Raw genomic sequence first — 25,507 nt, forward strand, 5'->3', positions numbered from 1 at the left:
CATGTCGTCGAAAACCATGATTGTGCTGTTTACCCGCTACCCCCTTCCCGGATTCAGCAAAACCCGTCTGATTCCGGCCCTGGGAGAAGCCGGCGCGGCCCGCCTGCAGCAGCGCATGACCGAGTTTACGGCCTGGCAGCTTCGCACCTATGCCGCGGCCCATAACGCGGACCTGCGTGTGGCCTTCACCGGGTGCGGCGCGCAGACCATGGCGGACTGGCTGGGCCACGACCTGGCATACATGGAACAGCAGGGGCAGCATATCGGCCTTCGCATGGCAAATGTGATGAAGGTGGTGTTTGACGCCGGTTACCGCCGGTGCATTGTTGCCGGCGCCGACTGCCCGGCAGTCTCCTCCGACCTGTTGAAGGAGGCTGACCAGGCATTGTCAGCGGGCGGTTGCGTGATCGGTCCGGTGGAGGACGGCGGTTACTGGCTGATCGGTATGACCCGGCAGGTGTTTGAAAAAAAGGGCGGCGCCGGGCTGTTTGAGGGAATTTTCTGGAGTACGGAGGAGGTGCTGGCCCAGACCGTGGCCAAGGCCCGGAGCCACCAGTTGCCGGTTTCGTTCCTGCCCATGGCCGTTGACGTGGATCGTTCGGCGGACATGGCCGCCTGGCAGGCGGCGGCCCAGGACGCCCCGCTGTTTGCGTCCGGGGCACGCATCTCAGTGATTATTCCCGCGCTCAACGAAGCCGGGGGTATTGAACAGGCCATTTGTTCCGCTCAGCAGGGCGATGGGATTGAAGTGATTGTCGCGGACGGCGGCAGCACCGACGCCACGCCGGCCGTGGCCCGGTCCTGCGGCGCATCGGTTCTGTATGCTCCCCGGAGCAAGGCCCTTCAGATGAATGCCGGGGCCGGGGCCGCTTCAGGGGATATCCTGCTGTTCCTGCATGCCGACACCCGCCTGCCCATGGGGTATGACACCCATGTACGCCGGGCCATGGAGTCTCCTGAAACCGTCGCGGGGGCCTTTATGCTGCGCATCGAGGCCCCGGGCCGTGCCTTTCGGCGAATCGAAAAACTGGTGGCCTTGCGGTCCCGTGTTTTTTCGCTGCCCTACGGGGACCAGGCCATTTTCGTGCGACGGCCGGTGTTTGCGTCCCTGGGCCGGTATGCGGAGATGCCCATCATGGAAGATTTTGAGTTCATGCGCCGCCTGAAGCGCAACCACCATTCACTTTGCCTGCTGCCGGTCCCGGTCCACACCGACGCCCGAAGATGGGAACGGCTGGGACTTTTGCGCACGACCCTTCGAAACCAGCGGATTCTGTTGGGATATCTGATGGGGGTGTCGCCGGAAACCCTGCGTCAGTGGTATTGACCCGGATCATTACTGCTCAATCATAAACGTAAAAGGTATACCTGTTGTGTCTTATCGTGCTCGTGCTCGTAATCGTACTCGTAATCGTCTTTTTGTTTCGATCAAAGAGCACGAGCAAGGGAAAGAGACAGCAGGGACGGTGCCACCCGCCGCTTGCGGTAGGCGGCGGCCGGTTTGACAACCCGTCCGGGTCGGGTTAGATTGCGAGAAACTTGAGACTGTTTTTATCATGACGAGGAGTTCAATGACATATTATCGACTGATAGTGGTGCTGTCTCTGCTGCTGGCGCTTGCCTCCTGCTCCACCCGGCAGGTGAGGGAAGATTTTGCCGGCTCCACCGAGCAGCGGCTCACTTCCCACAGCATCAACCAGATAATGGAAAAACTGCCGGAAGAAGATTTTGTGTTTCTTGCGGACCAGCCGGTTTTTTTAGAGTGCTTTTTCTTAAAAGAGATCGAACCGCTTGCTTATGCCAGGCGTCGTCTGGAGATGACCCTGCTGGAAAAATACCGTTGCCGCCTGATGAGCGATCCAGCCGAGGCAAAGTTCGTGCTGACGGTTTTTTTTACCTCCATCGGCACCGATTTTGATAAGACGGGCATCAGCACGCCGGATCTTGTGCTTCCCGGTATGGGCGGCCCCATGAGCATCGACATCCTTGCGCTGGAGATGTATCACGGGATAACCGAGTTCTATTATTATATTCGTGATGCGGATAACCGGGTTGTCGTCAGGGGGGAAATGCTGAAAAAGGTGGTTCGCAACGATACACTGCTGTTGCCCCTCATCACGATCCCCATCAATACGATGCGATAGCAAAACACACTGAACGGTTCTTCCGTTTCGTCGGTACAGGATGAAAAACCTTGTCTTTTAAGGCATTTTGTAGTAAAGACAAGAAGCGTGAAAATAGTGAAGGTCTCAACCCGGCATCAAAACATCAGGAGACGAATGTGAAGATATCGATCATTGGATTTCTTTTCTGGATTGCAGCAGGTGTGCTGTTTGGATTTAAGATGATCGCCGTTCTGATGGAGCGGCATATGGAAATCTTTACCATCACCCAGATCGTGGGTAACAACGACTGGGTGGAGCAGATCCCCTGGCCCGTTGTTCAGGAGTGGGCACTGCGCCTGTCCGAGACCTCGCTGATTTTTATTCTGCTGGCTGTGGGCGCGGTTTTTGTCGTGATCGGCATGTTTAAAAAAGGGTGATCAAAAAACGCCGTCCTTCGCTCCGGCCGGCCCGGTTCGAGGCCTTCCGCCGGAGCAGTTATTCTTCTGGTGGCGTGGGGGGCGCTTCACCGGTGGATTTGTCAATATCCACGATTTTTCTTCCCTCAATGTAATCCCTGGTCTCATAGCGCGTGATGCGCATCAGCTTGCGGGTGATATCAGCCATCCGGTCCACCTGGGTTCTGATGTGGGTCATGCTTTCGTAGAGCGGGTCGGCTTTATCCATCTCCAGCATGGCCAGATAGATATCGCTCATGATGGCCTGAAGCGGCTGGTTCAACTCGTGGCATACCGCGCCGGCCATCTCCAGGACCCCCTGGATTTTTCCTCTTCTGCCAAGGGCCTCCTGCAGGGCCAGGATTCGCCTGCCGGACTGGATCCGCATCTTCAGCTCATCGGCATGAAACGGCTTTACCACGTAATCATCGGCCCCGGCCTCCAGCCCGGCGATCAGGTCCGACCGTTCGGACCTGGCAGTCAACAGGATGATGTAGCTGGCTTCAACACCTGACGTGGCGGCCCGGATTTCCCTGCACAGTTCAATGCCGTCCATGCGGGGCATCATCCAGTCCAGCAGGACCATGCCGGGCGGGTCTTTTGAAAAGAGAATTTCCCAGGCCTGCCCGCCGTCCCGGGCCAGGGAGACTTCGTATCCCCATTTTACCAGAAGGGTTTCCAGCATTTTGCGCGTGGCATCGTTATCTTCGGCAATCAGCACCCTCATGGGCGGGGCTCCTTGATCGTCTGCAAAAGGGTGTGCGGTTTTTTTCAAGTCGGCAATATAGCATACCTCCCGGCGCGTGTCACATGCCTGCTGCCGCCAAATCGGATCATCCGCTTGACATCGGGCACGGCATGGACTAAATGTGTCTGACAACACAAAAGGCGGGCAGCGTATGGTCAACAAGCGAATAGTGGTTTCAGTTGGCCTGGTGATGGTCATCCTTGGCATTGCCGCGTATGGTGTGTTGCGCTCCAGGCCGGAACCGGGAACGGCGCCGGTTGAAACGGCGGAAAAGGCCGGCCCCGCGGCCGGCGTGAACACCGAGGTGTACCTCTATTTTGCCGCCAGGGATTGTGCGAGCCTTTCCGCGGAAAGACGTGTCGTGGCTCTCGCGGCGGATCCCGTTCAGTCGGCCCGGGCTATCATTGGTGCCCTGGCACGGGGACCCCGCCAGGCCGATCTCGTGGCAACGGTGCCGGCGGAGATTGCCTGCCGCGCCCTGTACGTGACAGCGGATGGCACGGCGTATGTGGATTTTTCCTCCGCCATCCGGGAGTATCAGCCGGGCGGCTCCCAGGCCGAACTGCTGACGGTTTACGCCATTGTCAACTCCCTGGCCGTTAATGTGGACGGTATCGACAGGGTCAAGTTTCTTATAGAGGGCCGGGAGGCGGATACCCTGGCAGGTCATGTGGACCTGCGGTTTGCCTTTGCCCCGGACATGCGAATGGTAAGATGAACACACAGAAGACAAAAATCGAAAACCTGCGCAACATCGGCATCATTGCCCATATCGACGCCGGCAAGACCACGGTGACCGAGCGCATTCTTTATTATACCGGCCGCTCTTACAAGATGGGCGAGGTCCATGACGGCCAGGCCGTGATGGACTGGATGGTTGACGAGCAGGAGCGGGGCATCACCATCACTTCGGCGGTGACCACCTGCCAGTGGAAAAACACGGAGATCCAGCTTATCGATACGCCGGGCCACGTGGATTTCACCATTGAGGTGGAACGGTCCCTGCGGGTGCTGGACGGCGCCGTGGGCGTGTTCTGCGCCGTGGGCGGAGTGGAGCCCCAGTCGGAAAAGGTGTGGCGCCAGGCCGACAAGTACCGGGTACCCAAGATCGCCTTTGTCAACAAGATGGATCGTATCGGCGCCGATTTTTTCGGCACCGTGGACATGATCCGGGAAAAGCTCAAGGCCCGGCCCGTGCTGCTTCAGATTCCCGTCGGCAGAGAGGAGACCTTTACCGGCGTCATTGACCTGGTGGAGATGAAACAGATCGTATGGGACGACGAGACCCTGGGGGCCCGCTTTGAGATCACCGATATCGAGGATGCCTACCGGGAGGATGCCGAGCTCTACCGGGACCGGCTGATGGAATCCCTCGCCGACGTGGACGACACCATCATGGAGGCCTACCTCGCCGAAACACCGGTGGAAACCGCTGATATCGTGAAGGCAATCCGCGGCGCCGTGAACCGCCTGGCCCTGGTGCCGGTGCTGTGCGGCAGCGCGTTGAAGAACAAGGGGGTCCAGCCCCTGCTGGACGCGGTTGCCCTTTACCTGCCCAGCCCCAAAGATGTGCCGCCCATCGAAGGCATCCACCCGGATACCGGCGACGTGATCCGGTGCGAACCCAAAGCCTCCGGCCCACTGGCGGCCCTGATTTTCAAGGTCTCCATCATCGAGGGCCGCAAGCTCTCTTTTGCCCGTGTTTACAGCGGCAGGCTGATGGCCGGAGAAGAGGTGTACAACCCCCTGCGCAAGCAGAAGGAAAAGATCTCCCGCATTCTGAAGATGCACGCCAACAAGCGGGAGCGCGTCGAAGAAGTCGGGCCTGGCGCCATTGTTGGCGTGGTGGGGCTCAAGGACGCCTCCACCGGTGAAACCCTCTGCCGGGCCAGCGCGCCCGTGGCCCTGGAAAGGATGGAGTTCGAGGAGCCGGTGATTTCCATTGCCGTGGAACCCAAGACCCATGCCGACCAGGAAAAGATGACCGAGGTGCTGTCCAAGTTCTCCGCTGAAGACCCCACCCTTCGCGTGCGCATCGACGAGGATACCGGCCAGACCATTCTTTCGGGTATGGGCGAGCTGCACCTGGAGATCATTGTCAGCCGCATGACGCGGGAGTTCAACACACGGGTCAACGTGGGCCGTCCCCAGGTGGTCTACCGGGAGACCATCGGCAAAGAGAGCGCCGGCACCGTGGTGTTCGACCGAGAGATCGCCGGCCAGCGCCATTTCGCGGAAGTCTCCCTTGTTTTAAGGCCGCTGAAAAGAGGGTCGGGCAATGTGTTTAAAAACAGCCTGGCCCCGGAGGCCATTCCGCCCCAGTTTCTGCCGGACATTGAAAGGGGTGTCACGGAGTCTTTTGAGAGCGGGTCCTTCATGGGTTACCCGGTCATCGACGTGGAAGCCGAGGTAACGGGCGCATCCTTTAAAGAGGGGATGAGCACCAGCCTGGGATTCGGCGTGTGCGCCTCCATGGCCTGCAAGGAGGCCTTTTCAAAGGGCGGGCCGTTTCTCCTGGAGCCCATTATGAATGTGGACGTGTTTGTGCCGGACGACTATATCGGTGACGTCATCGGTGATCTTAACGCCCGCGGCGGCAAGATTGAGGCCATGGCGGTCAAGGCCGGCATGCAGGAGATCAAGGCCACGGCCCCGCTGTCGCGCATGTTCGGTTACTCCACGGCCCTGCGCTCGGCCACCCAGGGCAAGGGCACCTTCTCCATGCAGTTTTCCCATTTCGACAGCCCCGGCAAGTAAGCCGTTCTCATACAAACATCGAAATCGGTATCGGGATCGGTATCGGAATCGGTATCGAAATCGGGATCGAAATCGTCCGGTGTCCGCCCGAAGCCGCCGGCTTTGTCCCTGACGCGGAATCGGCAAAACCCATACTCGCCATAAAGAAAGGTCCCATGATGCTGAGTCCAAATGCCAGGCTTTTCAATTTTTATCTTAAATATTGTATCAAGCCGATACAGGTGTTTCTGCCCACAGACCGTCCCTTTGTGATGCTTGGGATACGAAAAGTGGTGAATACCGGTCGACGGCTGATCAACCGGGTGCCGGCTTTTGTTTCCATTCAGCAGGTGGATGCCGGGGGTGTGCCGGGAGAGTGGGTAACGGCCGGAAGTGCCGTTGATTCAAAAAGGATCATTTTTTATCTGCATGGCGGCGGCTATTTTTTCTGTTCCCCCAAAACCCACCGGGCCATTACCTGGCGCCTTTCCAGGGAGACAAAGGCCAGGGTGCTGAGCCTGGATTACCGAATGGTCCCGGAATATACGGTGGATGAGTGCCGCACGGACGCGGTAAGCGCTTACTGCTGGCTGCTTGATCAGGGCCATGACCCGGCCGATATCGTTATCGGCGGCGATTCCGCCGGCGGCGGGCTGACCCTGCTGACCCTGCAGGCGCTCAAGCAAAAGGAGGTGCCGCTGCCCCGGGCCGCCTTCTGCCTCTCCCCGTTCGCGGATATGAGCCGCACCAGCCCCACCTTTATCACCAACGCGAAAAAGAGCCATCTGTTTCACAAAAACGCGCTCAGAAAAGTGGAAGCCTATCTCTCCACGGGCCGGGACCCTTACGATCCCGCCATATCCCCGGCCTTTGGCGATTTTTCCGGCCTGCCGCCGCTTTTTATTCAGGCGGCCGACACGGAACTGCTGCTGCACGACTCCCTGCTGGTGGCAAAAAACGCTTTAAAGGCAGGTGTTCCGGTCGATCTGAACATCTGGCACAACCTGCCGCACGTGTTTTCCGTGTTTGCCGATATTCTGCCGGAGGGCAAAAGGGGGATAAAGCAGATCGCCGGGTTCGTAAACCGCCATCTTTCTTAATCCGGACCGGCCTTCACAAGGCGGCTTCAATGGCGCCGATGTCACCAAAGTCGTTGACGGGCCGGGGCCGCTGGTTCTGGTCCGTGCCGGTCAGCCAGTAGAATTCGCTGCTGTAAGTGGCAATATAAAAAGAGATGCCGGGGTTTTCACTCAAATTGCCTGACGCGGGAAACAGGGCCAGCCACTGGTCGTCACCGATAAGTTCATCACCCAGAGACGGCACCGCATCTTTCAGGGCATCGTCAAAGGCGTGCCAGAAGAGAATCAGCGGAAAATTTTCAGGTTCTTTCACCCAGGTGTCGCCGGGCCCGAAAAAGGCAATGTCGGCCACGGTGTCAATGGGGTTGCCCGAGGGGTCTTCATAGTCCTCTCCGGCAAGGTAATCATTAAAATCGCTGATAAAGGCGGCGGCAAAACCGGAGCCGGAGCCAACAATGTTTTTTTCCACCCGGTCAAGAAATATCTCCAGAAAGTTATCTTCGCCGGAACGGGTCTCGTACTGGGCAAATACTTCAGGCACCAGGTAGGCGCTCCCGGGAATCCGGTCAACCGCGCTTCCGGCCGGCTGGTAAAAAAGCACCACGGCGTTTCCCAGGTTGTGTCCCTCGGAATCAATAAACGGGGAAAACGCCATTCCGGTCCCTGTATCAACCACGTCATCCATGTGCACCCCACCGATGTCACCCGCCTTGGGATAGTGCTTCCGGCAGAGGGAGCGCCAGCCCAATTCCCCCACGGGCACCAGCATCTGTGAAAAATCGATAACCCCGATGCGGTTGTATCCCCGGCTCTCAAAGTAGAGCAGCGATCCCGTGAAAATATCCTGGTCCCAGGTGCCCCCGCCGCTGTTGTCCGTAACGGTATTGCCGGCAATAATGCTGTGGCCGATGGTCATGCGCTCCGCGGCGTGGGCCAGGCCGATGGTGGCGGCAACGCCGCCGGCAAGGCTGCATTTGCCCAGAAGGTCCTCCCGCCAGTAACCGGATACGTGGTTGTCCACAATGGTGCAAGACTGAAGCTCCATGTTGCCGTTGGACATGTAGATGCCGCCCCCGCGCCAGTATCCGTAAGGGGAAAACTCGCCATCCACCACGTTCCATGCCACCGTGCAGTTCACCAGCTTCAGGGTTTTGGAATTGCCGATGCCCCCGCCATCGGAATAGACGCCGGCTCCGTAGGCGGTTTTTGCGGTCAGGCGGTTTCCCGTAACCGCGCAGCGCTCCAGCAGGGACTGCCGCAGCGGGTGCGCCGCGCCGCCCACGGCAAAGACACCGCCGCCCGATGTGCCCGACCCCAGGCAGACGTTGCCGGAGACCACGCAGTCCGTCAGTTCCACCACATCGGCGTAGATGCCGCCGCCAAAGGCGCCCTGGTCCCGTTCCGGGTAAGTGTCCGCCGACTTGTCACAGAGATTGCCGTAAATCGTGCAATTTGAAAGCCGGGCCAGCCCCCACACGGCAACACCGCCGCCACGGGCCAGGGTTGCCGTCTGCGAAGAGCTGTTGCCGGGATCAATGTCAAGCGAAGCCACGCTCCTGCCGCCGGTAACCGTCACGTTGGTCATGGTCAGGTCCCCGTAGACGGCAAGGACACGGGCCTCAATACCATCCCCGCAGCGGATGGTAATGCCCGCCGGCAGGGCGGACGCGTCGATAACAACGTCCCTGGCGGCATATAACGCGGAGGGCCCGTAATCGCGTTCCACATAGCCTTTGAGCACGCTGACGGGAATGCCCGTGTCCGGGTCGGTCTCCATCTCCATCCACTCTCCCACCAGCACCGTATGAGCCTGGCCGACCACGGAGAGTTCGATGGTGCCGCCGTTCAGCGACGGGTCAAAGACGATCTTCTGCCCGGATTGTGCCATGGCCAGGGCGGACCGAAGGGTCACGGTCTCCGCTTCCGCCATTTCCGCATCGGCCAGGGTGTTGACAACAATGTCGGGAAGGGCCGGCTCGACCGGCTCGGAAGGCTCGGAAGGGGAGGGGACCGCTTTTTCAGGCGGTACATATCCGCCGCCGCTGTCGCAGCCTGTTCCCATAACCACCATCAGGCCGGTCAGAACAACAATTGCCAGGCAGCCATGGCAAACCGTATGGAAAAAATTCTTTTTTTGTTTCATGCAGCTCCTCGTTTTTTTTGCAGACCGGAAACCGGTAACTGGAAACACAGATCATCAATAACAATGCTTGTATCATATATCAACAGGTCGCTGTTTCACAGTTAACAATATTGGATCTTCTCCGATTTGGTGGTTGCGCAGGGTTCAGGGATTCAAGGGGTCGAGGGTCCAATGGCTTGTTTTTGAAAGACTTATAAAGGCCCTACATCTGTTTTTGTCGCTGTTTTATTATTATCCCAAGAGGTTTTGTCTTTTTCTGTTGACAGAGGGCAGGCAGGAGCCTTATGGTTTGCATACTAACCATATTTAAGGATTTTCCGAATGACGACAGATACCGCCCAGGCCCCGGAGTGTATGATTTTTCTGCTTTCCAAGGCCTATCAGAAAGGCCACGGCCTGGTGAAAAAACGGCTTTTGCCCTTCGGCCTCACCAACATGCAGTACGTGATCCTGGAAACCCTCTGGATGCAGGACGGCCTGACCGCCGTGGAGTTGAGTATGATCCTGGCCATTGACAAGGCCACACTTTCCGGGGTTCTGGAGCGGATGGCCGAAGGCGGATGGATAGAGAAACAAAATGATGACAGGGACCGTCGCGCGATCCGGGTGTTTCTCACCGCCAGGGCGAACCGTATGAAAGAATCCCTTCAAAAAGAGCGGCAGGCGGCAAACGATGAGCTGCTCTCCATGTTCACGATCGAAGAAAAGGTGCTGCTGCGCAGGCTGTTAAAAGACATGGCGTAGCCGTTTCTTTCTATTTGTATACAAACCAAACAGGTGATCTTCACCGCTGGAGGTTTCCAATGGAACAGTGGCACAAAACAGGATGCGTGCTCTGCGCCCAGAACTGCGGGTTGCAGGTTTTGGTGGAAAACAACCGCATGGTCAAGGTAAAGCCGGATAAAGACAACCCCCGCAGCCGGGGCTATGCCTGCCGAAAAGGGCTGAACGTTATTTATCATCAATACCCCGCCGACCGGATCACCACCCCCCTGAAACGGGTCGGCGCGGAGTTTGTGCCGATCTCCTGGGACCAGGCAGCCACGGAGATCGCGGAAAAACTGCGCGCCACCGTTAATGCCCACGGGCCCAGAAGCGTGGCGTACATGGGGGCCAGCTCCCAGGGCGGCCACATGGAGGCGGCCTTTGGCCTGACGATACTGCGCGCCCTGGGCTCCCAGAATTTTTACTCTTCCGCGGGCCAGGAGTTTTCAGGCCACTGGTGGGTGTTCGGTCGCATGCTGGGCCGGCAGTACAGTGTCACCGGCCCGGACGAGCACAACTGCGACATGCTGGTGGCCTGGGGCTGGAACGGTATGGAAAGCCACCAGGTGCCCCGTGCCCCCATCGTGTTAAAGGAGGTCGCCGACAACCCGGACAAGCTCCTGGTCGCCATCGACCCCCGCCGCAGCGAAACCGCCCAGATCGCCAACATTCACCTGGCCTTGCGGCCGGGCACTGACGCCCTGCTGATCAAGGCCATGATCGCCCTGATCCTGGCCGAAGGATGGGAAAAGCGCGACTATCTTTTACAGCACGTGGAAGGATGGGACGCCATTCGCCCCTGGTTTGAAAATTTTGACATTCGGGCCGCCATTGCCGTGTGCGGACTGGATTATGGGGAGGTGCTTGAGCTGTGCCGCCTGATGGCAACAAGGCAGTGGGGCGTTCACCCGGACCTCGGGGTGTTCATGGGCCGCCGTTCCACGCTCACCTCCTACCTGCTGATGGTGCTGCAACTGGTGTGCGGCCGGCTGCTGGTGCCGGGCGGCAACATCGTACCCGGCATGGTCATGCCCATGGGGTTTCACGCCGACGAGCGGGACGAAAAAACATGGCGCACCGTGGCCACCCACATGCCGCCGGCCGCGGCCGGGGCGTTTCCCCCGTCGGTGCTGCCCGAAGAGATCCTGACCGATCATGCAGACCGGGTCCGGGCCGTGTATGTGAGCGCCTGCAATCCGTTGCGGTCCTATCCGGACACCACCGCCTACGAGACCGCTTTTAAAAAGCTGGACCTGCTGGTGGTCAATGAGATCGTCATGAGCGAGACGGCCCGGCTGGCCCATTACGTGCTGCCGGCCTGTACGTTTTACGAGTCCTGGGACACCACGTTTTTTCCCATGTCCTACCCGGAAGTCTACCTGCAACTGCGGCGGCCTGTTGTATCGCCGCCCGGGGAATGCAAAGAGCTGGCTGAAATTTTTACCCTGATCGCCGACCGGCTGGGCCTGATCCCGGAAATCCCGGAGGCCCTGCACCAGGCCGCTGCCGAAGACAGCCTCACATTCGGGGCAAAGCTCATGGAGTGGGCCATGACCGAGCCTTCGGCCCTTGCCGCCATGCCCTTTGTGCTGGCCAAAACCCTGGGCCGCCAGTGGAAAAGCGCTCACAAGGCCGCCATCTGGGGCATGATGATGACCGCGCCCAAAGCCTTTTACAAAAACGCCATGCGGGCCGGGTTCGCGCCGGGCCCGGACCTGGGGGACCGCCTGTTTGCCGCCCTCCTGGACAATCCCCAGGGCATCTGGGTGGGAAAGATTGACGACAGCAATCCCATGGCCGTGTTAAAAACCCCTTCCGGAAAAATCGAAGCCTTTATTCCCGAGCTGGAAGCAGACGTTAAGGCCCTGGACGCGGCTGCCGAGGCCGAAGCCTTGAAAATGCCGGCGGACTTTCCCCTGGTGCTCAACGCCGGCCGGCACATGAGATACAACATCAATACCATGATGCGAAACCCGGAGTGGAACAAGGGGAAAAGGGCCTGCACCATCGCCGTCAGCCCTTCGGATGCCGATAAACTGGGGTTTGCCGACGGCGAGATCGTCCGGATGGTCACCGAAGCGGGAGCCGAGCAGGGCGAACTGGAGGTGTCAGACAGGGTCCGGCCGGGCATGGTGCTGATCCCCCACGGGTTCGGCCTGAACTACAACGGCAGCGTCTACGGGCTCAACGTGAACCGGCTTACCAAAAGCACCAACCGGGATCCCATAGGCACCCCGCTTCACCGGTTTGTGCCCTGCCGTCTGGAAAAGATAGAATAGCCACTTCATCGAAACCGAAAAGGCCTGAGCCTTAATCGTGCAGAGGGTTCACGCGGCGCATCCTCCCGGGAGCGCCGCACCCCAGTGCGGCAACTTCCTCCACGTCATCCGAACCCGAACCCGATCCCGATATGGATAAAGGCAGGAAGAGGAAGCCGCAATGATATTGACACCCCTCCCCGGCCTTGCTATAGGTGATGGCCAGGCATGTTTCTGATTGCTGCCCTGCTGCGTGCGCAGTCGTCTTAACATTCACCCGAAAAGGGGTTGGTAAATGGCCGGAGCCGAGCGAAGAAAAAGCCCCAGGACGCCTCTGAAATTTGAAATCAACTATCTGCAGGAAGGTGATTTTCTGATTTCTTATTCAAGGGATATTTCCGCGGATGGTATGTTTATCAATACCGAAAATCCCCTGTCTGTAAAGGAACGGGTCACCCTGACATTCTCACTGGAAGGTTCGGACCCCTTCAATGTGGACGCAAGGGTCATGTGGACCAATCGGGAGGGCGAGAAAAAAGACAAAGGGATGGGGGTTAAATTTATCCAGCCCACAAAAAGACTGCAAAGCGCCATCCTGTCAATTGTCAACAAGGTGGCCGTGACCGGGTCCTAGCCGGAACATTTCATGAAATTTTTCGATATGGATGAATATCCATAGCCAGGGCATTCCCGTTCAGGCAGAAAAAATCGGGGTAAACTTCAAGGGGGAGCAGTTATGACTGTTCAGGTGAAGGGCGTCTTTCTGATTGACCTGGTCAAACAGGTAAGGGCCCAAAAAGACAAAAACTGGACTGACTACCTGACCGCCGATGACATGGCAATCATCAATTCGCAGGTGCTGCTGTCTTCCTGGTATCCGGAAGACTTCTTTTTTCGCCTCTGCATGGCAAATTTTAAGGTGATCGGGCAGTCAAATCTGGAGACCTGTTTCGCCTATGGGCAACTGAACGCCCACAATCTGGCCGAGGTATACAAAATAAGCATGATCGTCCAGAACGATCCCGCTGAAACCATTCAACGGCTGGTCACGCGACGGCAAGCGATGTTCACCACCGATTACCAGGGAGCGGAAAAAATTACCGTGGTAAAAGAGGGGAACCGCGCCACTATCCATTCCTTTATGGACCCACAAAAACAGGATGCTGAGCTGGCCGATGTGATCCATCATTCGCTGCTGGGCATCGTCCACGAACTGGCTGTCATGGTCGGTGGCAGCAACGTACGTTCCGAGATATCCCGGGATGGTGATGTCTACAAACTGACAGTGATGTGGGATTAAGCGGAAGCTCACACCCCGCAAGCGCCACCCCGGGAGCGCCGCACCCCAGTGCGGCACTATCTTGTTGAGTTTTTAATACACTGCCCCAAAAGATCGTCCCCGAAGATCCCCTCATAAATATCCATGGTATATTTTTTACTGAAAAAAACGAGAAGCGGTATAATCTTCCAATAGGCACAAAATCCCGCAACAGATCAAAGTCCACACGGGCATCACCAGCCAGACAAAAAATTGAAATAATTAATAATTATTAAAATTTGGCCGGTCGATTCAATGTTCTTGTCACCGCTTTCTTTTGAAAATTATATAAATGATTTGCCATCTAACTCTTAATGCCCTTATTTTGTTTGACTTTTTATATGTTGACAATCAATTTTCAATTGTATTAAATGCTTAAGGGGATATTTTTCTGGTCGAAAAACAAGAATCACAATAATATTAATGTTATGTGTGAATAAGTAATACAAAGTGGAAAAATAAATATGGCAAAAATATTGAACATTTTTGAAGCGGCTATTTTACTGAAAATGTCACCCCTCCTTTTAAAGTGGTTCATTTCATATTCTCCAAAGTACAAAGAAAAAAGAAAACTTTCATATGCAGATCATAAAGATGAAATGTACTTTTTCGATAAACACGAATTGCTGAATTTTAACAAGTATTTAAGTATGCCGTGGCCTGCAAAGAAAGAAGATCAACGACCAATTGTTCCAAGCGGCATTGAGAATGAGATTAAATCAGAGTGCAAATTCAGATGTGTTATATGTAATCATGCATCTGGTCATATAGCCCATATTGATCCAATTCATAACAGCAAGAACAACCATCCCCATAATCTGATTTATTTATGCCCGAATTGTCACGATTTGTATGATAATAAAAAAACTATAAGTAAGAATCAAATTGCAAATTTGAAAAAGAACTTGTTGCATACGAAAATCGTCATATGGAAAAGCTATTTATTTCTAATAGATTCAGTATCTTCATTAATTAAAGAGCTGAAAATAGTTAAGCATGAGGACTTTACTAATAAGGAGCTAAAAAAAGAAACAATATCTGAGCTTCTACACGAAATTAGAAAGCATGCTTCTGAAGAATTTGATACACATCCCAGTGACATAAAAGAGAATGGGACAGAAAAGATATTCGAGGGCTACAGGAAGAGGGTTAGGGAAATTATAGATGAAAATATTGATGTAGAAGAAAAGCTCTTCGCTGAAAGAGATACCTATATATTGGAAACTGGAAAAGCTGAATGCCCTCTATGTAATGGCACAGGTGTTCACAATGCTTGGGAGTGCCCGGTATGCCGGGGCGTTGGCACTGTGGATCAAGAGGCTGTTAATGAAATAGATTTAACTCCATTCAAGCAGGATGAATGTCCCCTGTGTGAGGGCTCTGGGACTCACAATGCCTGGGAGTGCCCGGTATGTCGGGGCGTTGGCACTGTGGATCAAGGGGCTGTTAATGAAGTAGATTTAACTCCATTCAAGCAGGAGGAATGTCCCCTGTGTGAGGGCTCTGGGACTCACAATGCCTGGGAGTGCCCGGTATGCCGGGGCGTTGGCACCGTGGACCAAGAGGCTGTTAATGAAATAGATTTAACTCCATTCAAGCAGGATGAATGTCCCCTGTGTGAGGGCTCTGGGACTCACAATGCCTGGGAGTGCCCGGTATGTCGGGGCGTTGGCACTGTGGATCAAGGGGCTGTTAATGAAATAGATTTAACTCCATTCAAGCAGGATGAATGTCCCCTGTGTGAGGGCTCTGGAACTCACAATGCCTGGGAGTGCCCGGTATGCCGGGGCGTTGGCACCGTGGACCAAGAGGCTGTTGATGAAATAGACTTAACACTGTTTGAACAAGTTGATTGCCCAGAATGCAACGGCACGGGAGTTGACAATGAGTGGGAATGTCGGGCTTGCAGGGGGATAGGCACTACAGATAGACGTAACTTAGAATAGGGATTGTGACATAACAATTTGCTGCACGGGAGCGCAAAAAGCCGCGCCCCATGAGCAATACGTTGGGCCATACGCACAAAATGAGAATATAGGTTATTTGTGGTGATGAAATGAAAAAAGTTGATGGAAATTGGACAGGGCGTATTACAGGAACAAATAACGCGAATGTGTTCGTCGAAATTAAGCAAGATGGGTCAAAGCTATATGGAATAAGTAGAATAAACGATCCTCAATATGGAACATCGGTATACAACTTCACGGGTGTTATAGAGGAAAACATCGTCATTCTATCAATGGTTCCTGATAATAAATTTATCAATAAGCAGGAGACCCAAGAGGTAATTATAAATGGTCGCAAGATGACGATTACTGCAAATATGGTCAGGTACGGAAATGTAAGCGTGAAGGCAAAGCTTGTAAATAATAGCACTATAGAAGGGAAGTGGCAATCAACCATCGGCACAGGCGGAAATCTATTTCTTATAAATGAAAAAGAAAAATCCGCTGCCCCTCAAGAAACAAGCACAACTGGAAAGAAAAATACAGTTTTTATAAGTTATAGCCATGAAGACCAAAAACACTTAAAAAGGCTACATGTTCACATCAAGCCTTTGGAGAAAAAGGGCCTTGTAGACGTATGGGATGATACAAAACTGATAGCTGGTGATAAATGGCGAGAGCAAATTACATCGGCTTTATCGAAGGCAGCCATTGCAGTGTTGATTATTAGCGCCGATTTTTTGGCATCTGACTTTATAGTAGATAATGAATTGCCTCCTATCCTAAAAAAAGCAGAATTGGAGGGGACTCTCGTACTTCCTGTAATACTGAAGCCCTGTAGATTTTTAAGAGAAGATACGCTTTCTCGATTTCAAGCATTGAATCCTCCAGATAAGCCTATTTTATCAATGCCTGAAGTTGAACAAGAAATAATGTGGGACAAACTGTCTCAAAGAATAGAAATAGAACTAAATAGATCATAAATTTCATGAGACATTTCGAATGTAATGCGTTTCCTTAATCAAAATAGCTTTGTGGTTTTGCCATATGAATCAATTTGACCTCATAGAAAGATTTCGATCCATTTTGCCAATAGTCGAGAAATGGATCGAAGATACATTAGAAAAACATAACGCCGATGCAAGACCTGTGATCAGTCTCCCATTTTCACGTTTGAAAGCCATTTTCCCACCTGATTTACTTAATAAGGCGAAGTCAGTTGTAGTCAAAGGGATGGTGCCTTTTCCACCCCTCAGCCGTATGGGCTTGCCCGAGCTTTCCAGCATGGAAAATATGCCGATGGTAGGTGTTACTTACAAAGATACATTTTTTGTCAATCATCTTTATCAATCAGAAAGTTTGCATTTTCATGAAATGGTTCATGTCGTGCAGTGGGAAAGACTCGGAATTGAAAATTTCCTGCTTGCTTACGGATATGGTCTTATTCAATTTGGTTATCAAGGTAGTTCATTGGAAAAAATGGCATATTCTTTACAGGCCAAATTTGACAACGGTGAACTTCCTGGTGACATTGTAAGTATTATCCAACAGGAGACAGATGCCATTTGGGATAAAGTGTATAAGTTTATTGCAACGGTATAAAAGTTTTTGCCTAACCATTCACGGGTGCTGACCCGGCCAAAAAGCGGCCGGGCCGCACAGTTCAGGCGTTCTGCCACAAACCCCACGAACAGATTCTGCTCCCCTGGCTTTTTTTAGCCGCACTGGGGTGCGGCGCTCCCGGGAAGTGCTGAAGATTTTGGGGTACAATATTCAGGTTTTTGCCACGGGCGGGTTTCGATCCCGATCCCGATCCCGATAGCGATTTCGATGGGGCAGGGAGGGTTATTCGTACCTCAACGCTTCCACCGGGTTGAGGTGGGCGGCTTTGCGGGCCGGCCACAGGCCGAAGCCGATGCCCACGGCCACGGAAAAGACGGTGGCCAGCAGGATGCTGTCCGGTCCCACCAGGGTGGTCCATCCGGCAAAGTGGGACAGGGCCATGGCCGTGCCCACGCCCATCAGGGTGCCCAGCAGGCCGCCCCAGAAGGTCATGACCACCGACTCGATGAGAAACTGCATCAGGATATCTCTTGACCGGGCCCCGATGGCCATGCGCAGGCCGATCTCCCGGGTTCGCTCGGTCACCGATACCAGCATGATGTTCATGATGCCGATGCCGCCCACCAGCAGGGAGATGGCGGCAATGGCGCCCAGCAGGATCCCCATGGTCCGGGTGGTGGCGGTCAGGGTCTCCTGAATATCGCTCAGGTTCCGAATGGTAAAGGTATCGTCCTGGCCCCGGGACAGTCGCTGGCGCGTACGCAGCAGGGAGCCCACCTCCTGTTCGGCCGTGGCCATCAGCTCCTGGTTGAGGGCTTCGGCGTACATGAAATCCAGGTGGGTTTTGCCCAGCACCCGGTACATGGCCGTTGTCACCGGCATCAGCACCACGTCGTCGTTGTCCCGCCAGGCATTGGAACCCTTGGGCGGCAGCACGCCGATGACGGTGAAGTTGATGCGGTTGAACTTGACGGTCTTGCCGATGGGGCTGGTCTCGCCGAACAGCTCCCTTGCCACGGTGGTGCCCACCAGCAGCACCTTGGCCCGCCGGCGCAGTTCATCTTTTGTAAACCAGCGGCCCACCACCGGCAGGGAGGCCCGCATCACGCCGTAGTCGTATCCCACGCCTTCCACCCGGGTGCTCCAGTTCTTGTTCTGAAAGACGATCTGGCCGGCGCCGCCCACCATGCCCGTGGAATAGCGGATGGAGGGCAGTTTTGCCACGGCGGTCACGTCGGCATCGGTAAACTGGGCGGTATCGCCGCCAGCGGTGTGCACGCCGCGCATGATGGAAGTGCCCGGCCGAATGGCCAGCAGGTTGGAACCCAGGGATTTCAAGCTCTCTTCAATGGAGGACTTGGCGCCCCGGCCCAGGGCCAGCATGGCGATTACCGCGGCCACGCCGATGAGAATGCCCAGGATGGAGAGAAAGGAGCGCATCTTGTGGGAGAAGACCGAGGCAAAGGCCTGCCTCAGGTGGTCGGTAAAGGCGATGCGGCCGGCCCCGCGGTCGGGCAGGTCCGGTGCCGGCGGCGGGTCGCCGGGGACCGGGGCCGCCTTTTTTTCATCCGACACGATTTTTCCGTCGCGCATCAGAATGATCCGGCCGGCATGTTCGGCCACCTCCTTTTCGTGGGTAACCATGATGATGGTCTTGCCCCGGCGGTTTAAGTCCTTTAACACCGCCATTATGTCGGCTTCGCTTTTGGTGTCCAGGTTGCCGGTGGGTTCGTCGGCAAAGATGACGGCCGGGTTGTTGACCAGTGCCCTGGCAATGGCCACCCGCTGCTGCTCGCCGCCGGAGAGTTCGCCGGGCCGGTGGCCGGAGCGGTGGGAAAGGCCCACCTCGGCCAGCCGCTTTTCGGCCCGGTCCTTTTTTTGCCGCCTGCCCGCGTAGACCAGGGGCAGGGCAACATTGTCAAGGGCGGATGAACGCTGAAGCAGGTGAAACTGCTGAAACACGAACCCGGCCAGGTGGTTGCGCAGGGTGGCCAGGGTGTCGTCATCCATTTTTGTGGTGTCCCGGCCGAACAGGGTGTAGGTGCCGCTGTCGGGCCGGTCCAGCAGGCCCAGGGTATGGAGCAGGGTGGACTTGCCCGAGCCGGACGGCCCCATGATGGCGATAAATTCACCGGCCTCGATGGTCAGGGAGATGTCGCGCAGGGCGTGAACCTCTATATCGCCGCTGCGGTAGACCCGGCATAAATTTTCAAGCCTGAGTATTTCATGAGATTTTTCGACAGCAGTTGGCGTGTTCATATATTCCAGTTCATTATTGTCCAAAAACGGTTTTAATCATGGCAGGACAGATCTCCGGCTGTTTATCCAAATCGAAATCGCTATCGGGATCGAAATCGAATTCTATTTACGGCGGTGCTCAAACAGCCTGCCCGTTTTTTCCCGAAAAAATCATTTGCCCTGGGGTTTTTTCCGCGACCCGAACGGCGAAAAGGGGTTTCCCCCGGTCTGGCCGGCGGGCAGTTCATAGTGCTGCCGGCGGATCACCACAACCGTGTCCGGGTCGATGCCGCTGGTGATGGCCACCTGTTCGGTGTTGGCAAGGCCGGTGGAAACAACGGTTTCCACCGGGGTGTTGGCGCCGGCCGGTTTGACCAAAAGCTTCTTTTCACCGTTTTCCTCAATCAGGGCGTCCACCGGCACCAGCAGGGCGTTTTCCTGCTCTTTTACCGTGACATCAACATTGGCGCTCATGCCGGAACGGAAAAAGTCGGGCAGGGTGCCGGGCAGGATATCCACCTCGTAGACCGTGACATTGTTGACCACTGTGGACTCGTAGGCGATGTGGTCCACCACGCCCGCCACGGCACTGTTGGGGTAGGCGTCCAGGGAGATCACCGCCTTCTGGCCCGGCCGCACCATGCCGATGTCGGTTTCATCCATCTGGGCGCCCACGATCAGCCGGTCGGACAGCACGATCACCGCGTCCTGGGTGGTCACGGTCTGGCCCGGCTCCACGGCCCGGACAATCACTTCGCCGTCGATGGGTGACATCAGGGGCGTGGCCTTGTAAACGTCCTGCCAGTAATCCATGGATTCGCCCTGGCCCAGGGCCGCGTCCAGCAGGGCGGCCCGCTCCGTGGAGCTCATGCGGGCCACCACCTGGCCCTGCTTTACATGATCGCCTTCGCGGACCCGTATCTCCTCAATCCGGCCGTTGATGGCCGGCTTGATCTCCAGCCGGTTTTTGGGCTTGACCACTCCTGTGGTGGAGATGGTCACGGCAATGGTGCCCACCTCCGGAAGAATTTCTTCCAGGACAAAGTCTTTGGCCGGTTTTGTGGCCGGGGAGTAGAAAAAATACCAGGCCCCGCCGGCTGTTGCCATCACCGAAAGGATCAGAAGGAGAATGTTAGTTTTTTTCAAGGTCATGCTCCAGTGTTACGCCCTTTGCCTGAACCCAGTAAGCTTCAGCCACCAGGGCGTTGGCAAGGAAGGTAAGATAGTTTTTCCGGTCCCGCTCCAGGTCGTCTTCAATGATGGCCCAGGTGTCAAAGGTGATCAGGCCGTTGGAATATTCCACCTGGGCGATTTTTGCCCGCTCTTCAGAGGCTTCAACAAAGGCCCGGCCCACGGCCACCCGGTCCACGGCGTTTTGAAAAGCAATCCAGGCGTCGCGCAGGGTGTGCAGGGTTTCAGCCCGGCCGCTTGTCGCCTGGGCCTCGGCCTGGCGCACCCGTGCCCCGGCCTTTCTCATCTCGGCAAACCGGCTGCCCCCTTCAAACAGGGGCACCGAGACCGACAGGCCCACGGACCACTGGTCCCGGTCCGGGGGCCAGTCCGAATCGCTCCTGCCGGCCGATGCATCGGCATAGACCTGGGGAAAGAACCCGGACTTCACGGCATCCCTGCTCGCCAGGGACACCTCTTTTTGAGCGATCAGCTCTTTTAAAAAGGGATTGTCAGCGGTCAGGGCTTCAAAATCGGGCATGCCGGCATCGGCTGGCGGCACGGAAAGCTCTCCGGCAACGGTTACTGACGCGGTCCCGTCTCTTCCCAGCTCCCTGGCCAGCCGCCACATGGCAAGGGAGACCTCGCGCCGGGCCGAGCGGATCTCGTATTCGGCCTGGGCCACGTTGGCCCGGGCCGACAGCAGGGAGCCGCGATGCTCCCGGCCGGCGTCGTGGCGAAGCCTTACCAGTTCCAGGTTCTGCCGCCGCCGCCGGGCGATCTCTTCAGAGATGTTTAACAGCTCCCGCGCGTGGAGCAGGTCGACAAAGGCGGTGCGCAGTTGCAGGCGAATGCGGGAGGAGGTGACATCATGGGTGTACTGCCGGGAGGTGACGGCTGCCTCGGCCGCGGAAACCTGGTGGGTGGTCTTTTTCCCGTCATAGAGCATCTGCCGGGCGCTGATGCCGAAGCTGTGGGAGGTGGTTGCCGCGGCGTCGTCCCGGTCGCCGCGGCTGCTGGACGCGTTGGCGGCCACCTGGGGCCGGCCCGGGCTTTTGGCGATGTCCCTGTCTGCCAGGGCCTGGTTTAAAGACTCCCTGGAGACGGCCAGTTCCGGATGGCGGGCCAACGCCTCCTGAACGCAGTCCTGCCACGTGAGGGTCTCCGCGGCGGACGAATGCCCGCACGGCAGTATGGTTGCAAAAAGGACGGCCGCTGCAAGTGCGAAAAGAACCGGCAGCCGCCGGGTTAACTGCTGAATGCGGAATAAATATTTCATTTACGAGAAGTTCTACAAATTAAAATTCACCGCAAAGGCGCAAAGTACGCAAAGAAAAATAAAGAAAACTACCAAAAATCATAATTAGTTTTTCTGCATGGGAAGAAGGCCCAAGGTCATTGCGAGGAGCGAAGCGACGCGGCAATCTCCTTCGCATAAGGCCAGGATTGCTTCGCCTTCGGCTCGCAATGGCGGCCTGTTCCGATCCCGATCCCGATCCCGATCCCGATTTCGATTCGTCTAGTATGGGGTAGGGGCTGAAAACCGCTATCTCATGCTCCTTCGCTGTTCCTTTAAAAACGCCTGAATATCGGCCAGCATTTTTTCTATCTGCTCTTTTCGTTTTTCGTCTTTGGTCAGTTCCAGGGCCTTGTTGAGATGAAACAGGGCCGTGTCCGCCTCCCGCCGGTTGTTGTGGTAGATGCCCAGGTAAAAATGGGCGTCGTCCAGGTTGCCCTGTTCGCCGGCGACCTTGCCCAGTTCGTAAAGGGCCGGCAGGTAGCGGGGTTCCTGCTGAATGATCCGCTTGTAAAGGGTGATGCTTTTGTCGTGCAGGCCCAGCTTTTCAGCGGCCATGGCCGTGTAAAAGTACCGCTCGGTGTTGTAAAAGTCGGTGGGCGGAACCCGCTCCAGAATCGAGAGCGCCTTTTCATAGGCGCCGGTAAAGTAATGGGCCTTGCCCAGGTCTGTTAAGGCGTGCGGGTGAAAGGGACTTTTTTCGGCCACCTTTTCCAGGTGGGCAATGGCATCGGCAGGGCGGTTGTTCTGCAGGAGGGCCAGGCCCAGGCCGTAGCGGGCCGACGGATCAGCCGGGTTCTGTTCCACAAGGGCGGTAAAATGGCGAATTGCCGCGCTGTCGCCGGGGCAGAGGGCCTCCATTTTTGTTTTGATAACGGCAAAGGCCGCTTCGTCGGCAGCGCTTTTTTGGCCGCAGCGGGCAAATTCCGGTGAGTTCATCAGAGTGTCGATGTACATCAGGCGTTCGTCCGTGCCCGGATGGGTGGAGAGATAGGTGGGAAACTCCTTGTCCGAGAACCACTGCTTGCTTTTGATTTTCTGAAGGATCTCCATCAGTCCCCGGGCGCTGTACCCGGCTTCGCACAGGTAGGTGACCCCGATCTGATCGGCCTGCCGCTCGTCTGCCCGGCTGTAGGCAAGGGCCGCTGCCTGGCCCGCGGCCGCTGACCCGATCATCACGGCATCACCGGGCACGGCCCCGCCGGCCCCCAGAAAGATGCCGGCGGCGATGCCCGCCAGTGTGGCCAGGCCGATCTTTTTTGATTTTTCAATTTTTTCAGATATGTGGCGGCAATACACATGGGCGATTTCATGGGTCAGAATACCGGCCAGCTCCGCTTCCGAATTCATGGCCTTGATCAGGCCGGTGTTGACAAACACGTATCCGGCCGGTGCGGCAAAGGCGTTGTAGGTTTCATCCTCGATAATAAAAAACCGGTATTCAAACATGGGGTCGGGAAAAACGGCGGCCAGCCGCTTGCCCAGGGCCTCAATGTAGTGGCGGGCAAAGGGGTCCTCAATAAACCGGTACCGGTGTTGAACGTATTTAAAGAACTCTTTGCCCAGCTCCTCCTCCTCGCCCAGGGTCAGGGCATGGGCTGAAGGTGCTGTCAGAAGGCCGGCCAGGTAGGCGGCCAGGCACATAATGGCAAGAAATTTTTTGTAAAATGGCATTATTCTGTCCTGCAAGGGGGCTGTAAGGTCCCGGCAGAAGATAATTGAATGTTAAAAGAACTGCGGTTTTCCGGCCCGGCCGGATTTTACTACAATAGTATATCTTCTTTTCAAAGACAATGTTTTATGGTATCAGACGGTTTATGTCTCAAACCATATGCATAGCCAACCAGAAGGGCGGGGTGGGCAAAACCACCACATCGGTCAATCTTGCCGCGGCCCTGGCGTCGCTTGCCAGAAAGGTGCTGCTGGTGGACTGCGACCCCCAGGCCAATGCCACCACCGGTGTGGGCGTGGACAAGGCCGGGCTGGAAAAGACCCTTTACCACGTTCTGATCGGCGATACCCCGGCGGCCCGTGCCGTGATTCAGACCCCGGTGAAAAACCTTTCGATTCTGCCCTCCCGGGTGGAGCTTTCCGGGTTCGAGGTGGAGATGGTGGACGAGCCGGGCAAGGAGAAGCTGCTGGCAGCGGTTCTGGCGCCGGTCCGAAACGATTATGACTATGTGATTCTGGACTGCCCGCCTTCCCTGACCCTGCTGACCATCAACGCCATGGCCGCCGCTGATTCGATCCTGATCCCCCTGCAAAGCGAGTTCTATGCCCTTGAAGGCCTGGGCCAGCTGCTGCAGACCGTGCGGCGCATCAAGCAGTCCCTTAACCCGCCGTTGAAGATCGCCGGCATTCTGCTGACCATGTTTGACCAGCGCACCAACCTCTCCAACCAGGTTACCGAGGACGCTGAAAACCATTTTGCCGACCTGGTATTTAAAACACGGATTCCCAGAAACGTGCGGCTGGGCGAGGCCCCCAGTTTCGGGCTGCCCATTCTGCTTTACGACCCCGCCTCGGCCGGCTCAAAAAGTTATATGGCCCTGGCAAGGGAGCTGATAAAACGAGACCAAGGGTGAATATGAAAAAAAAGGGACCTGTCAAAAAGAACAAAGAGCAGCCCCGGGAGCCGAAAAAGAAACGGGCCCTGGGCCGGGGCCTGGACGCCCTGTTTCCGGAGATGTCCCGGGCCGATGCCGCCGGAGGGGACTATTTTTATTGTGATCTGGACGTTATTTCTTCCAACCGGTTTCAGCCCCGGTCCCGTTTTTCAGAAGAGGAGCTTGCCGCCCTGGCCGAGTCCATCAAAAAAGAGGGCGTGATTCAGCCGGTGATTGTCCGGAAAACCGACACCGGCTACGAGCTGGTGGCCGGCGAACGCCGGCTCCGGGCCGCCCGGCTGGCCGGTCTCTCCCAGGTGCCGGTGGTGGTGAGGGACATCTCGGACCAGCAGCACCTGGTCTACTCCATCGTGGAAAACGTGCAGCGCGAGGACCTGAATCCGCTGGAAGAGGCCCAGGGGTATCACATGCTGGTAAACACCTTCGGGTTTTCCCAGGAGGAGGTGGCCGCGGCCGTGGGCAAGAACCGGTCCACCGTGGCCAACATGCTGCGGCTGCGCAACCTGCCCGACCCCATCAAGGAACGCATCACCGACGGGTCCATCAGCACGGGACATGCCCGGGCCCTGCTGGCGGCCAAAACCCCCCAGCAGCAGAACACCATTTTTCAGGCCATCCTGGCCAAAGGTCTTTCCGTGCGCCAGGCCGAGGCCATGGTCAAGGCGCCGGACAAGGCCGGTTCGTCTTCATCCGCAGGGCCCCTGAAAAAGCCGGCCCCGGCGGACGCGGCCCATTTTGCCGACATGACGGAAAGCCTGGCCCGAATCTTCGGTACCCGGGTCCGCATTCAGCGGAAAGGCAAGCGGGGAAAGATCGAGATCGAGTTTTACAGCGACGCCGACCTGGACCGGGTTCTGGAACTGCTGCTGAATATCTGATGGGCTTCCTCTTTCAAAGTAAAACGACCTGAAACGGGCAGCACGGGCCAGGGCCCGCAGACGGCCCGTTTGTAGTGACGCCGTCAGGCGTTTAACGACTGACCAGAAACAATGCCCTTACGGGCACCAGGGCCGCAGACGGCCCGTTTGTAGTGACGCCGTCAGGCGTTTAACGACCGAT

The 25,507-nt window shown here is 56.3% G+C and carries 21 protein-coding genes; 15 read left to right on the forward strand and 6 right to left on the reverse strand.

All coding sequences use genetic code 11. The features are described 5' to 3' along the window. The first annotated feature begins 1 nt into the window (after window position 1). From DOLE_RS17935 to DOLE_RS08295, 3 genes are all read left to right on the forward strand, one after another. Window positions 2–1,327: a TIGR04283 family arsenosugar biosynthesis glycosyltransferase gene (locus DOLE_RS17935; RefSeq protein WP_012175032.1), complete on the forward strand. Its 1,326-nt coding sequence runs from the start codon at window positions 2–4 to the stop codon at window positions 1,325–1,327. Window positions 1,328–1,571: 244 nt separating this feature from the next. Further along, entirely contained in the window at window positions 1,572–2,144 is a 573-nt protein-coding gene (locus DOLE_RS08290) for a hypothetical protein (RefSeq protein WP_012175033.1), read from the forward strand. Between the two features lie 137 nt (window positions 2,145–2,281). Then, window positions 2,282–2,542, forward strand: a complete 261-nt coding sequence (locus tag DOLE_RS08295; protein ID WP_012175034.1) for a hypothetical protein — start codon at window positions 2,282–2,284, stop codon at window positions 2,540–2,542. Between the two features lie 58 nt (window positions 2,543–2,600). Here DOLE_RS08295 and DOLE_RS08300 read toward each other — a convergent pair whose 3' ends face one another. Continuing rightward, complete coding sequence (locus DOLE_RS08300) at window positions 2,601–3,287, reverse strand: ATP-binding response regulator (protein WP_012175035.1); 687 nt, start codon at window positions 3,285–3,287, stop codon at window positions 2,601–2,603. Window positions 3,288–3,459: 172 nt separating this feature from the next. On the opposite strand from DOLE_RS08300, the gene DOLE_RS08305 reads away from it, so the two are divergent. The 3 genes from DOLE_RS08305 to DOLE_RS08315 all read left to right on the forward strand — a co-directional run bounded on the left by DOLE_RS08305 (window position 3,460) and on the right by DOLE_RS08315 (window position 7,144). Continuing rightward, window positions 3,460–4,026, forward strand: a complete 567-nt coding sequence (locus tag DOLE_RS08305; protein WP_012175036.1) for a GerMN domain-containing protein — start codon at window positions 3,460–3,462, stop codon at window positions 4,024–4,026. After that, window positions 4,023–6,065 (forward strand): elongation factor G, encoded by a 2,043-nt coding sequence (fusA, locus tag DOLE_RS08310; protein WP_012175037.1) that lies wholly within the window; start codon window positions 4,023–4,025, stop codon window positions 6,063–6,065. The genes DOLE_RS08305 and fusA overlap by 4 nt, the downstream gene beginning before the upstream one ends. 155 nt (window positions 6,066–6,220) lie before the next feature. Further along, complete coding sequence (locus tag DOLE_RS08315) at window positions 6,221–7,144, forward strand: alpha/beta hydrolase (RefSeq protein WP_041280972.1); 924 nt, start codon at window positions 6,221–6,223, stop codon at window positions 7,142–7,144. Between the two features lie 13 nt (window positions 7,145–7,157). Here the strand turns inward: DOLE_RS08315 and DOLE_RS08320 are convergent, their stop codons facing one another. After that, window positions 7,158–9,266 (reverse strand): hypothetical protein, encoded by a 2,109-nt coding sequence (locus tag DOLE_RS08320; RefSeq protein WP_012175039.1) that lies wholly within the window; start codon window positions 9,264–9,266, stop codon window positions 7,158–7,160. A gap of 321 nt (window positions 9,267–9,587) precedes the next feature. Between DOLE_RS08320 and DOLE_RS08325 the strand changes: the two genes are divergently transcribed. The 7 genes from DOLE_RS08325 to DOLE_RS08355 all read left to right on the forward strand — a co-directional run bounded on the left by DOLE_RS08325 (window position 9,588) and on the right by DOLE_RS08355 (window position 17,155). Beyond that, window positions 9,588–10,010, forward strand: coding sequence for a MarR family winged helix-turn-helix transcriptional regulator (locus tag DOLE_RS08325; protein WP_012175040.1), 423 nt, complete (start codon window positions 9,588–9,590; stop codon window positions 10,008–10,010). A gap of 59 nt (window positions 10,011–10,069) precedes the next feature. Beyond that, complete coding sequence (locus DOLE_RS08330) at window positions 10,070–12,310, forward strand: molybdopterin-containing oxidoreductase family protein (protein ID WP_012175041.1); 2,241 nt, start codon at window positions 10,070–10,072, stop codon at window positions 12,308–12,310. Between the two features lie 274 nt (window positions 12,311–12,584). Continuing rightward, complete coding sequence (locus DOLE_RS08335; RefSeq protein WP_012175042.1) at window positions 12,585–12,923, forward strand: TIGR02266 family protein; 339 nt, start codon at window positions 12,585–12,587, stop codon at window positions 12,921–12,923. A 102-nt stretch (window positions 12,924–13,025) separates the two neighbouring features. Continuing rightward, window positions 13,026–13,589, forward strand: coding sequence for a hypothetical protein (locus tag DOLE_RS08340; RefSeq protein ID WP_012175043.1), 564 nt, complete (start codon window positions 13,026–13,028; stop codon window positions 13,587–13,589). 482 nt (window positions 13,590–14,071) lie between these two features. After that, window positions 14,072–15,553: a zinc finger domain-containing protein gene (locus tag DOLE_RS08345; protein ID WP_012175044.1), complete on the forward strand. Its 1,482-nt coding sequence runs from the start codon at window positions 14,072–14,074 to the stop codon at window positions 15,551–15,553. A gap of 110 nt (window positions 15,554–15,663) precedes the next feature. Then, the gene (locus DOLE_RS08350) at window positions 15,664–16,536 is read left to right on the forward strand and encodes a toll/interleukin-1 receptor domain-containing protein (RefSeq protein WP_012175045.1); all 873 of its coding nucleotides are present in this window, start codon (window positions 15,664–15,666) and stop codon (window positions 16,534–16,536) included. Window positions 16,537–16,600: 64 nt separating this feature from the next. Then, window positions 16,601–17,155, forward strand: a complete 555-nt coding sequence (locus DOLE_RS08355) for a hypothetical protein (protein WP_012175046.1) — start codon at window positions 16,601–16,603, stop codon at window positions 17,153–17,155. Between the two features lie 243 nt (window positions 17,156–17,398). Here DOLE_RS08355 and DOLE_RS08360 read toward each other — a convergent pair whose 3' ends face one another. The 4 genes from DOLE_RS08360 to DOLE_RS08375 all read right to left on the reverse strand — a co-directional run bounded on the left by DOLE_RS08360 (window position 17,399) and on the right by DOLE_RS08375 (window position 23,495). Beyond that, the gene (locus tag DOLE_RS08360) at window positions 17,399–19,375 is read right to left on the reverse strand and encodes an ABC transporter permease (protein ID WP_012175047.1); all 1,977 of its coding nucleotides are present in this window, start codon (window positions 19,373–19,375) and stop codon (window positions 17,399–17,401) included. 150 nt (window positions 19,376–19,525) lie between these two features. After that, a complete protein-coding gene (locus DOLE_RS08365) occupies window positions 19,526–20,506 on the reverse strand; it encodes an efflux RND transporter periplasmic adaptor subunit (RefSeq protein WP_012175048.1) in 981 nt (326 codons plus the stop codon). Then, window positions 20,487–21,803: a TolC family protein gene (locus DOLE_RS08370; protein WP_012175049.1), complete on the reverse strand. Its 1,317-nt coding sequence runs from the start codon at window positions 21,801–21,803 to the stop codon at window positions 20,487–20,489. Before DOLE_RS08370 ends, DOLE_RS08365 begins: the two co-directional genes overlap by 20 nt. 267 nt (window positions 21,804–22,070) lie before the next feature. Continuing rightward, window positions 22,071–23,495 carry a M48 family metallopeptidase gene (locus DOLE_RS08375; RefSeq protein WP_012175050.1) on the reverse strand — a complete coding sequence of 475 codons (1,425 nt, stop codon included), beginning with the start codon at window positions 23,493–23,495 and terminating at the stop codon, window positions 22,071–22,073. Window positions 23,496–23,638: 143 nt separating this feature from the next. Here DOLE_RS08375 and DOLE_RS08380 point away from each other — a divergent pair, with 143 nt between their 5' ends. Together DOLE_RS08380 and DOLE_RS08385 are read left to right on the forward strand one after the other, a co-directional pair. Further along, window positions 23,639–24,406: a ParA family protein gene (locus DOLE_RS08380; protein ID WP_041280975.1), complete on the forward strand. Its 768-nt coding sequence runs from the start codon at window positions 23,639–23,641 to the stop codon at window positions 24,404–24,406. Window positions 24,407–24,408: 2 nt separating this feature from the next. After that, on the forward strand, window positions 24,409–25,326 hold the full coding sequence (locus DOLE_RS08385; protein ID WP_012175052.1) for a ParB/RepB/Spo0J family partition protein: 918 nt from the start codon (window positions 24,409–24,411) through the stop codon (window positions 25,324–25,326). Window positions 25,327–25,507 lie beyond the last annotated feature (181 nt).

The sequence above is a fragment of the Desulfosudis oleivorans Hxd3 genome (assembly GCF_000018405.1).
Lineage (GTDB): Bacteria > Desulfobacterota > Desulfobacteria > Desulfobacterales > Desulfosudaceae > Desulfosudis > Desulfosudis oleivorans.

What these genes read in the sequence shown, in the direction of transcription:
- DOLE_RS17935 (WP_012175032.1), top strand. Translation starts at nt 2, where the DNA reads ATGTCGTCGAAAACCATGATTGTGCTGTTTACCCGCTACCCCCTTCCC.
- DOLE_RS08290 (WP_012175033.1), top strand. Translation starts at nt 1,572, where the DNA reads ATGACATATTATCGACTGATAGTGGTGCTGTCTCTGCTGCTGGCGCTT.
- DOLE_RS08300 (WP_012175035.1), bottom strand. Translation starts at nt 3,287, where the DNA reads ATGAGGGTGCTGATTGCCGAAGATAACGATGCCACGCGCAAAATGCTG.
- DOLE_RS08305 (WP_012175036.1), top strand. Translation starts at nt 3,460, where the DNA reads ATGGTCAACAAGCGAATAGTGGTTTCAGTTGGCCTGGTGATGGTCATC.
- fusA (WP_012175037.1), top strand. Translation starts at nt 4,023, where the DNA reads ATGAACACACAGAAGACAAAAATCGAAAACCTGCGCAACATCGGCATC.
- DOLE_RS08315 (WP_041280972.1), top strand. Translation starts at nt 6,221, where the DNA reads ATGATGCTGAGTCCAAATGCCAGGCTTTTCAATTTTTATCTTAAATAT.
- DOLE_RS08320 (WP_012175039.1), bottom strand. Translation starts at nt 9,266, where the DNA reads ATGAAACAAAAAAAGAATTTTTTCCATACGGTTTGCCATGGCTGCCTG.
- DOLE_RS08325 (WP_012175040.1), top strand. Translation starts at nt 9,588, where the DNA reads ATGACGACAGATACCGCCCAGGCCCCGGAGTGTATGATTTTTCTGCTT.
- DOLE_RS08330 (WP_012175041.1), top strand. Translation starts at nt 10,070, where the DNA reads ATGGAACAGTGGCACAAAACAGGATGCGTGCTCTGCGCCCAGAACTGC.
- DOLE_RS08335 (WP_012175042.1), top strand. Translation starts at nt 12,585, where the DNA reads ATGGCCGGAGCCGAGCGAAGAAAAAGCCCCAGGACGCCTCTGAAATTT.
- DOLE_RS08340 (WP_012175043.1), top strand. Translation starts at nt 13,026, where the DNA reads ATGACTGTTCAGGTGAAGGGCGTCTTTCTGATTGACCTGGTCAAACAG.
- DOLE_RS08345 (WP_012175044.1), top strand. Translation starts at nt 14,072, where the DNA reads ATGGCAAAAATATTGAACATTTTTGAAGCGGCTATTTTACTGAAAATG.
- DOLE_RS08350 (WP_012175045.1), top strand. Translation starts at nt 15,664, where the DNA reads ATGAAAAAAGTTGATGGAAATTGGACAGGGCGTATTACAGGAACAAAT.
- DOLE_RS08355 (WP_012175046.1), top strand. Translation starts at nt 16,601, where the DNA reads ATGAATCAATTTGACCTCATAGAAAGATTTCGATCCATTTTGCCAATA.
- DOLE_RS08360 (WP_012175047.1), bottom strand. Translation starts at nt 19,375, where the DNA reads ATGAACACGCCAACTGCTGTCGAAAAATCTCATGAAATACTCAGGCTT.
- DOLE_RS08365 (WP_012175048.1), bottom strand. Translation starts at nt 20,506, where the DNA reads ATGACCTTGAAAAAAACTAACATTCTCCTTCTGATCCTTTCGGTGATG.
- DOLE_RS08370 (WP_012175049.1), bottom strand. Translation starts at nt 21,803, where the DNA reads ATGAAATATTTATTCCGCATTCAGCAGTTAACCCGGCGGCTGCCGGTT.
- DOLE_RS08375 (WP_012175050.1), bottom strand. Translation starts at nt 23,495, where the DNA reads ATGCCATTTTACAAAAAATTTCTTGCCATTATGTGCCTGGCCGCCTAC.
- DOLE_RS08380 (WP_041280975.1), top strand. Translation starts at nt 23,639, where the DNA reads ATGTCTCAAACCATATGCATAGCCAACCAGAAGGGCGGGGTGGGCAAA.
- DOLE_RS08385 (WP_012175052.1), top strand. Translation starts at nt 24,409, where the DNA reads ATGAAAAAAAAGGGACCTGTCAAAAAGAACAAAGAGCAGCCCCGGGAG.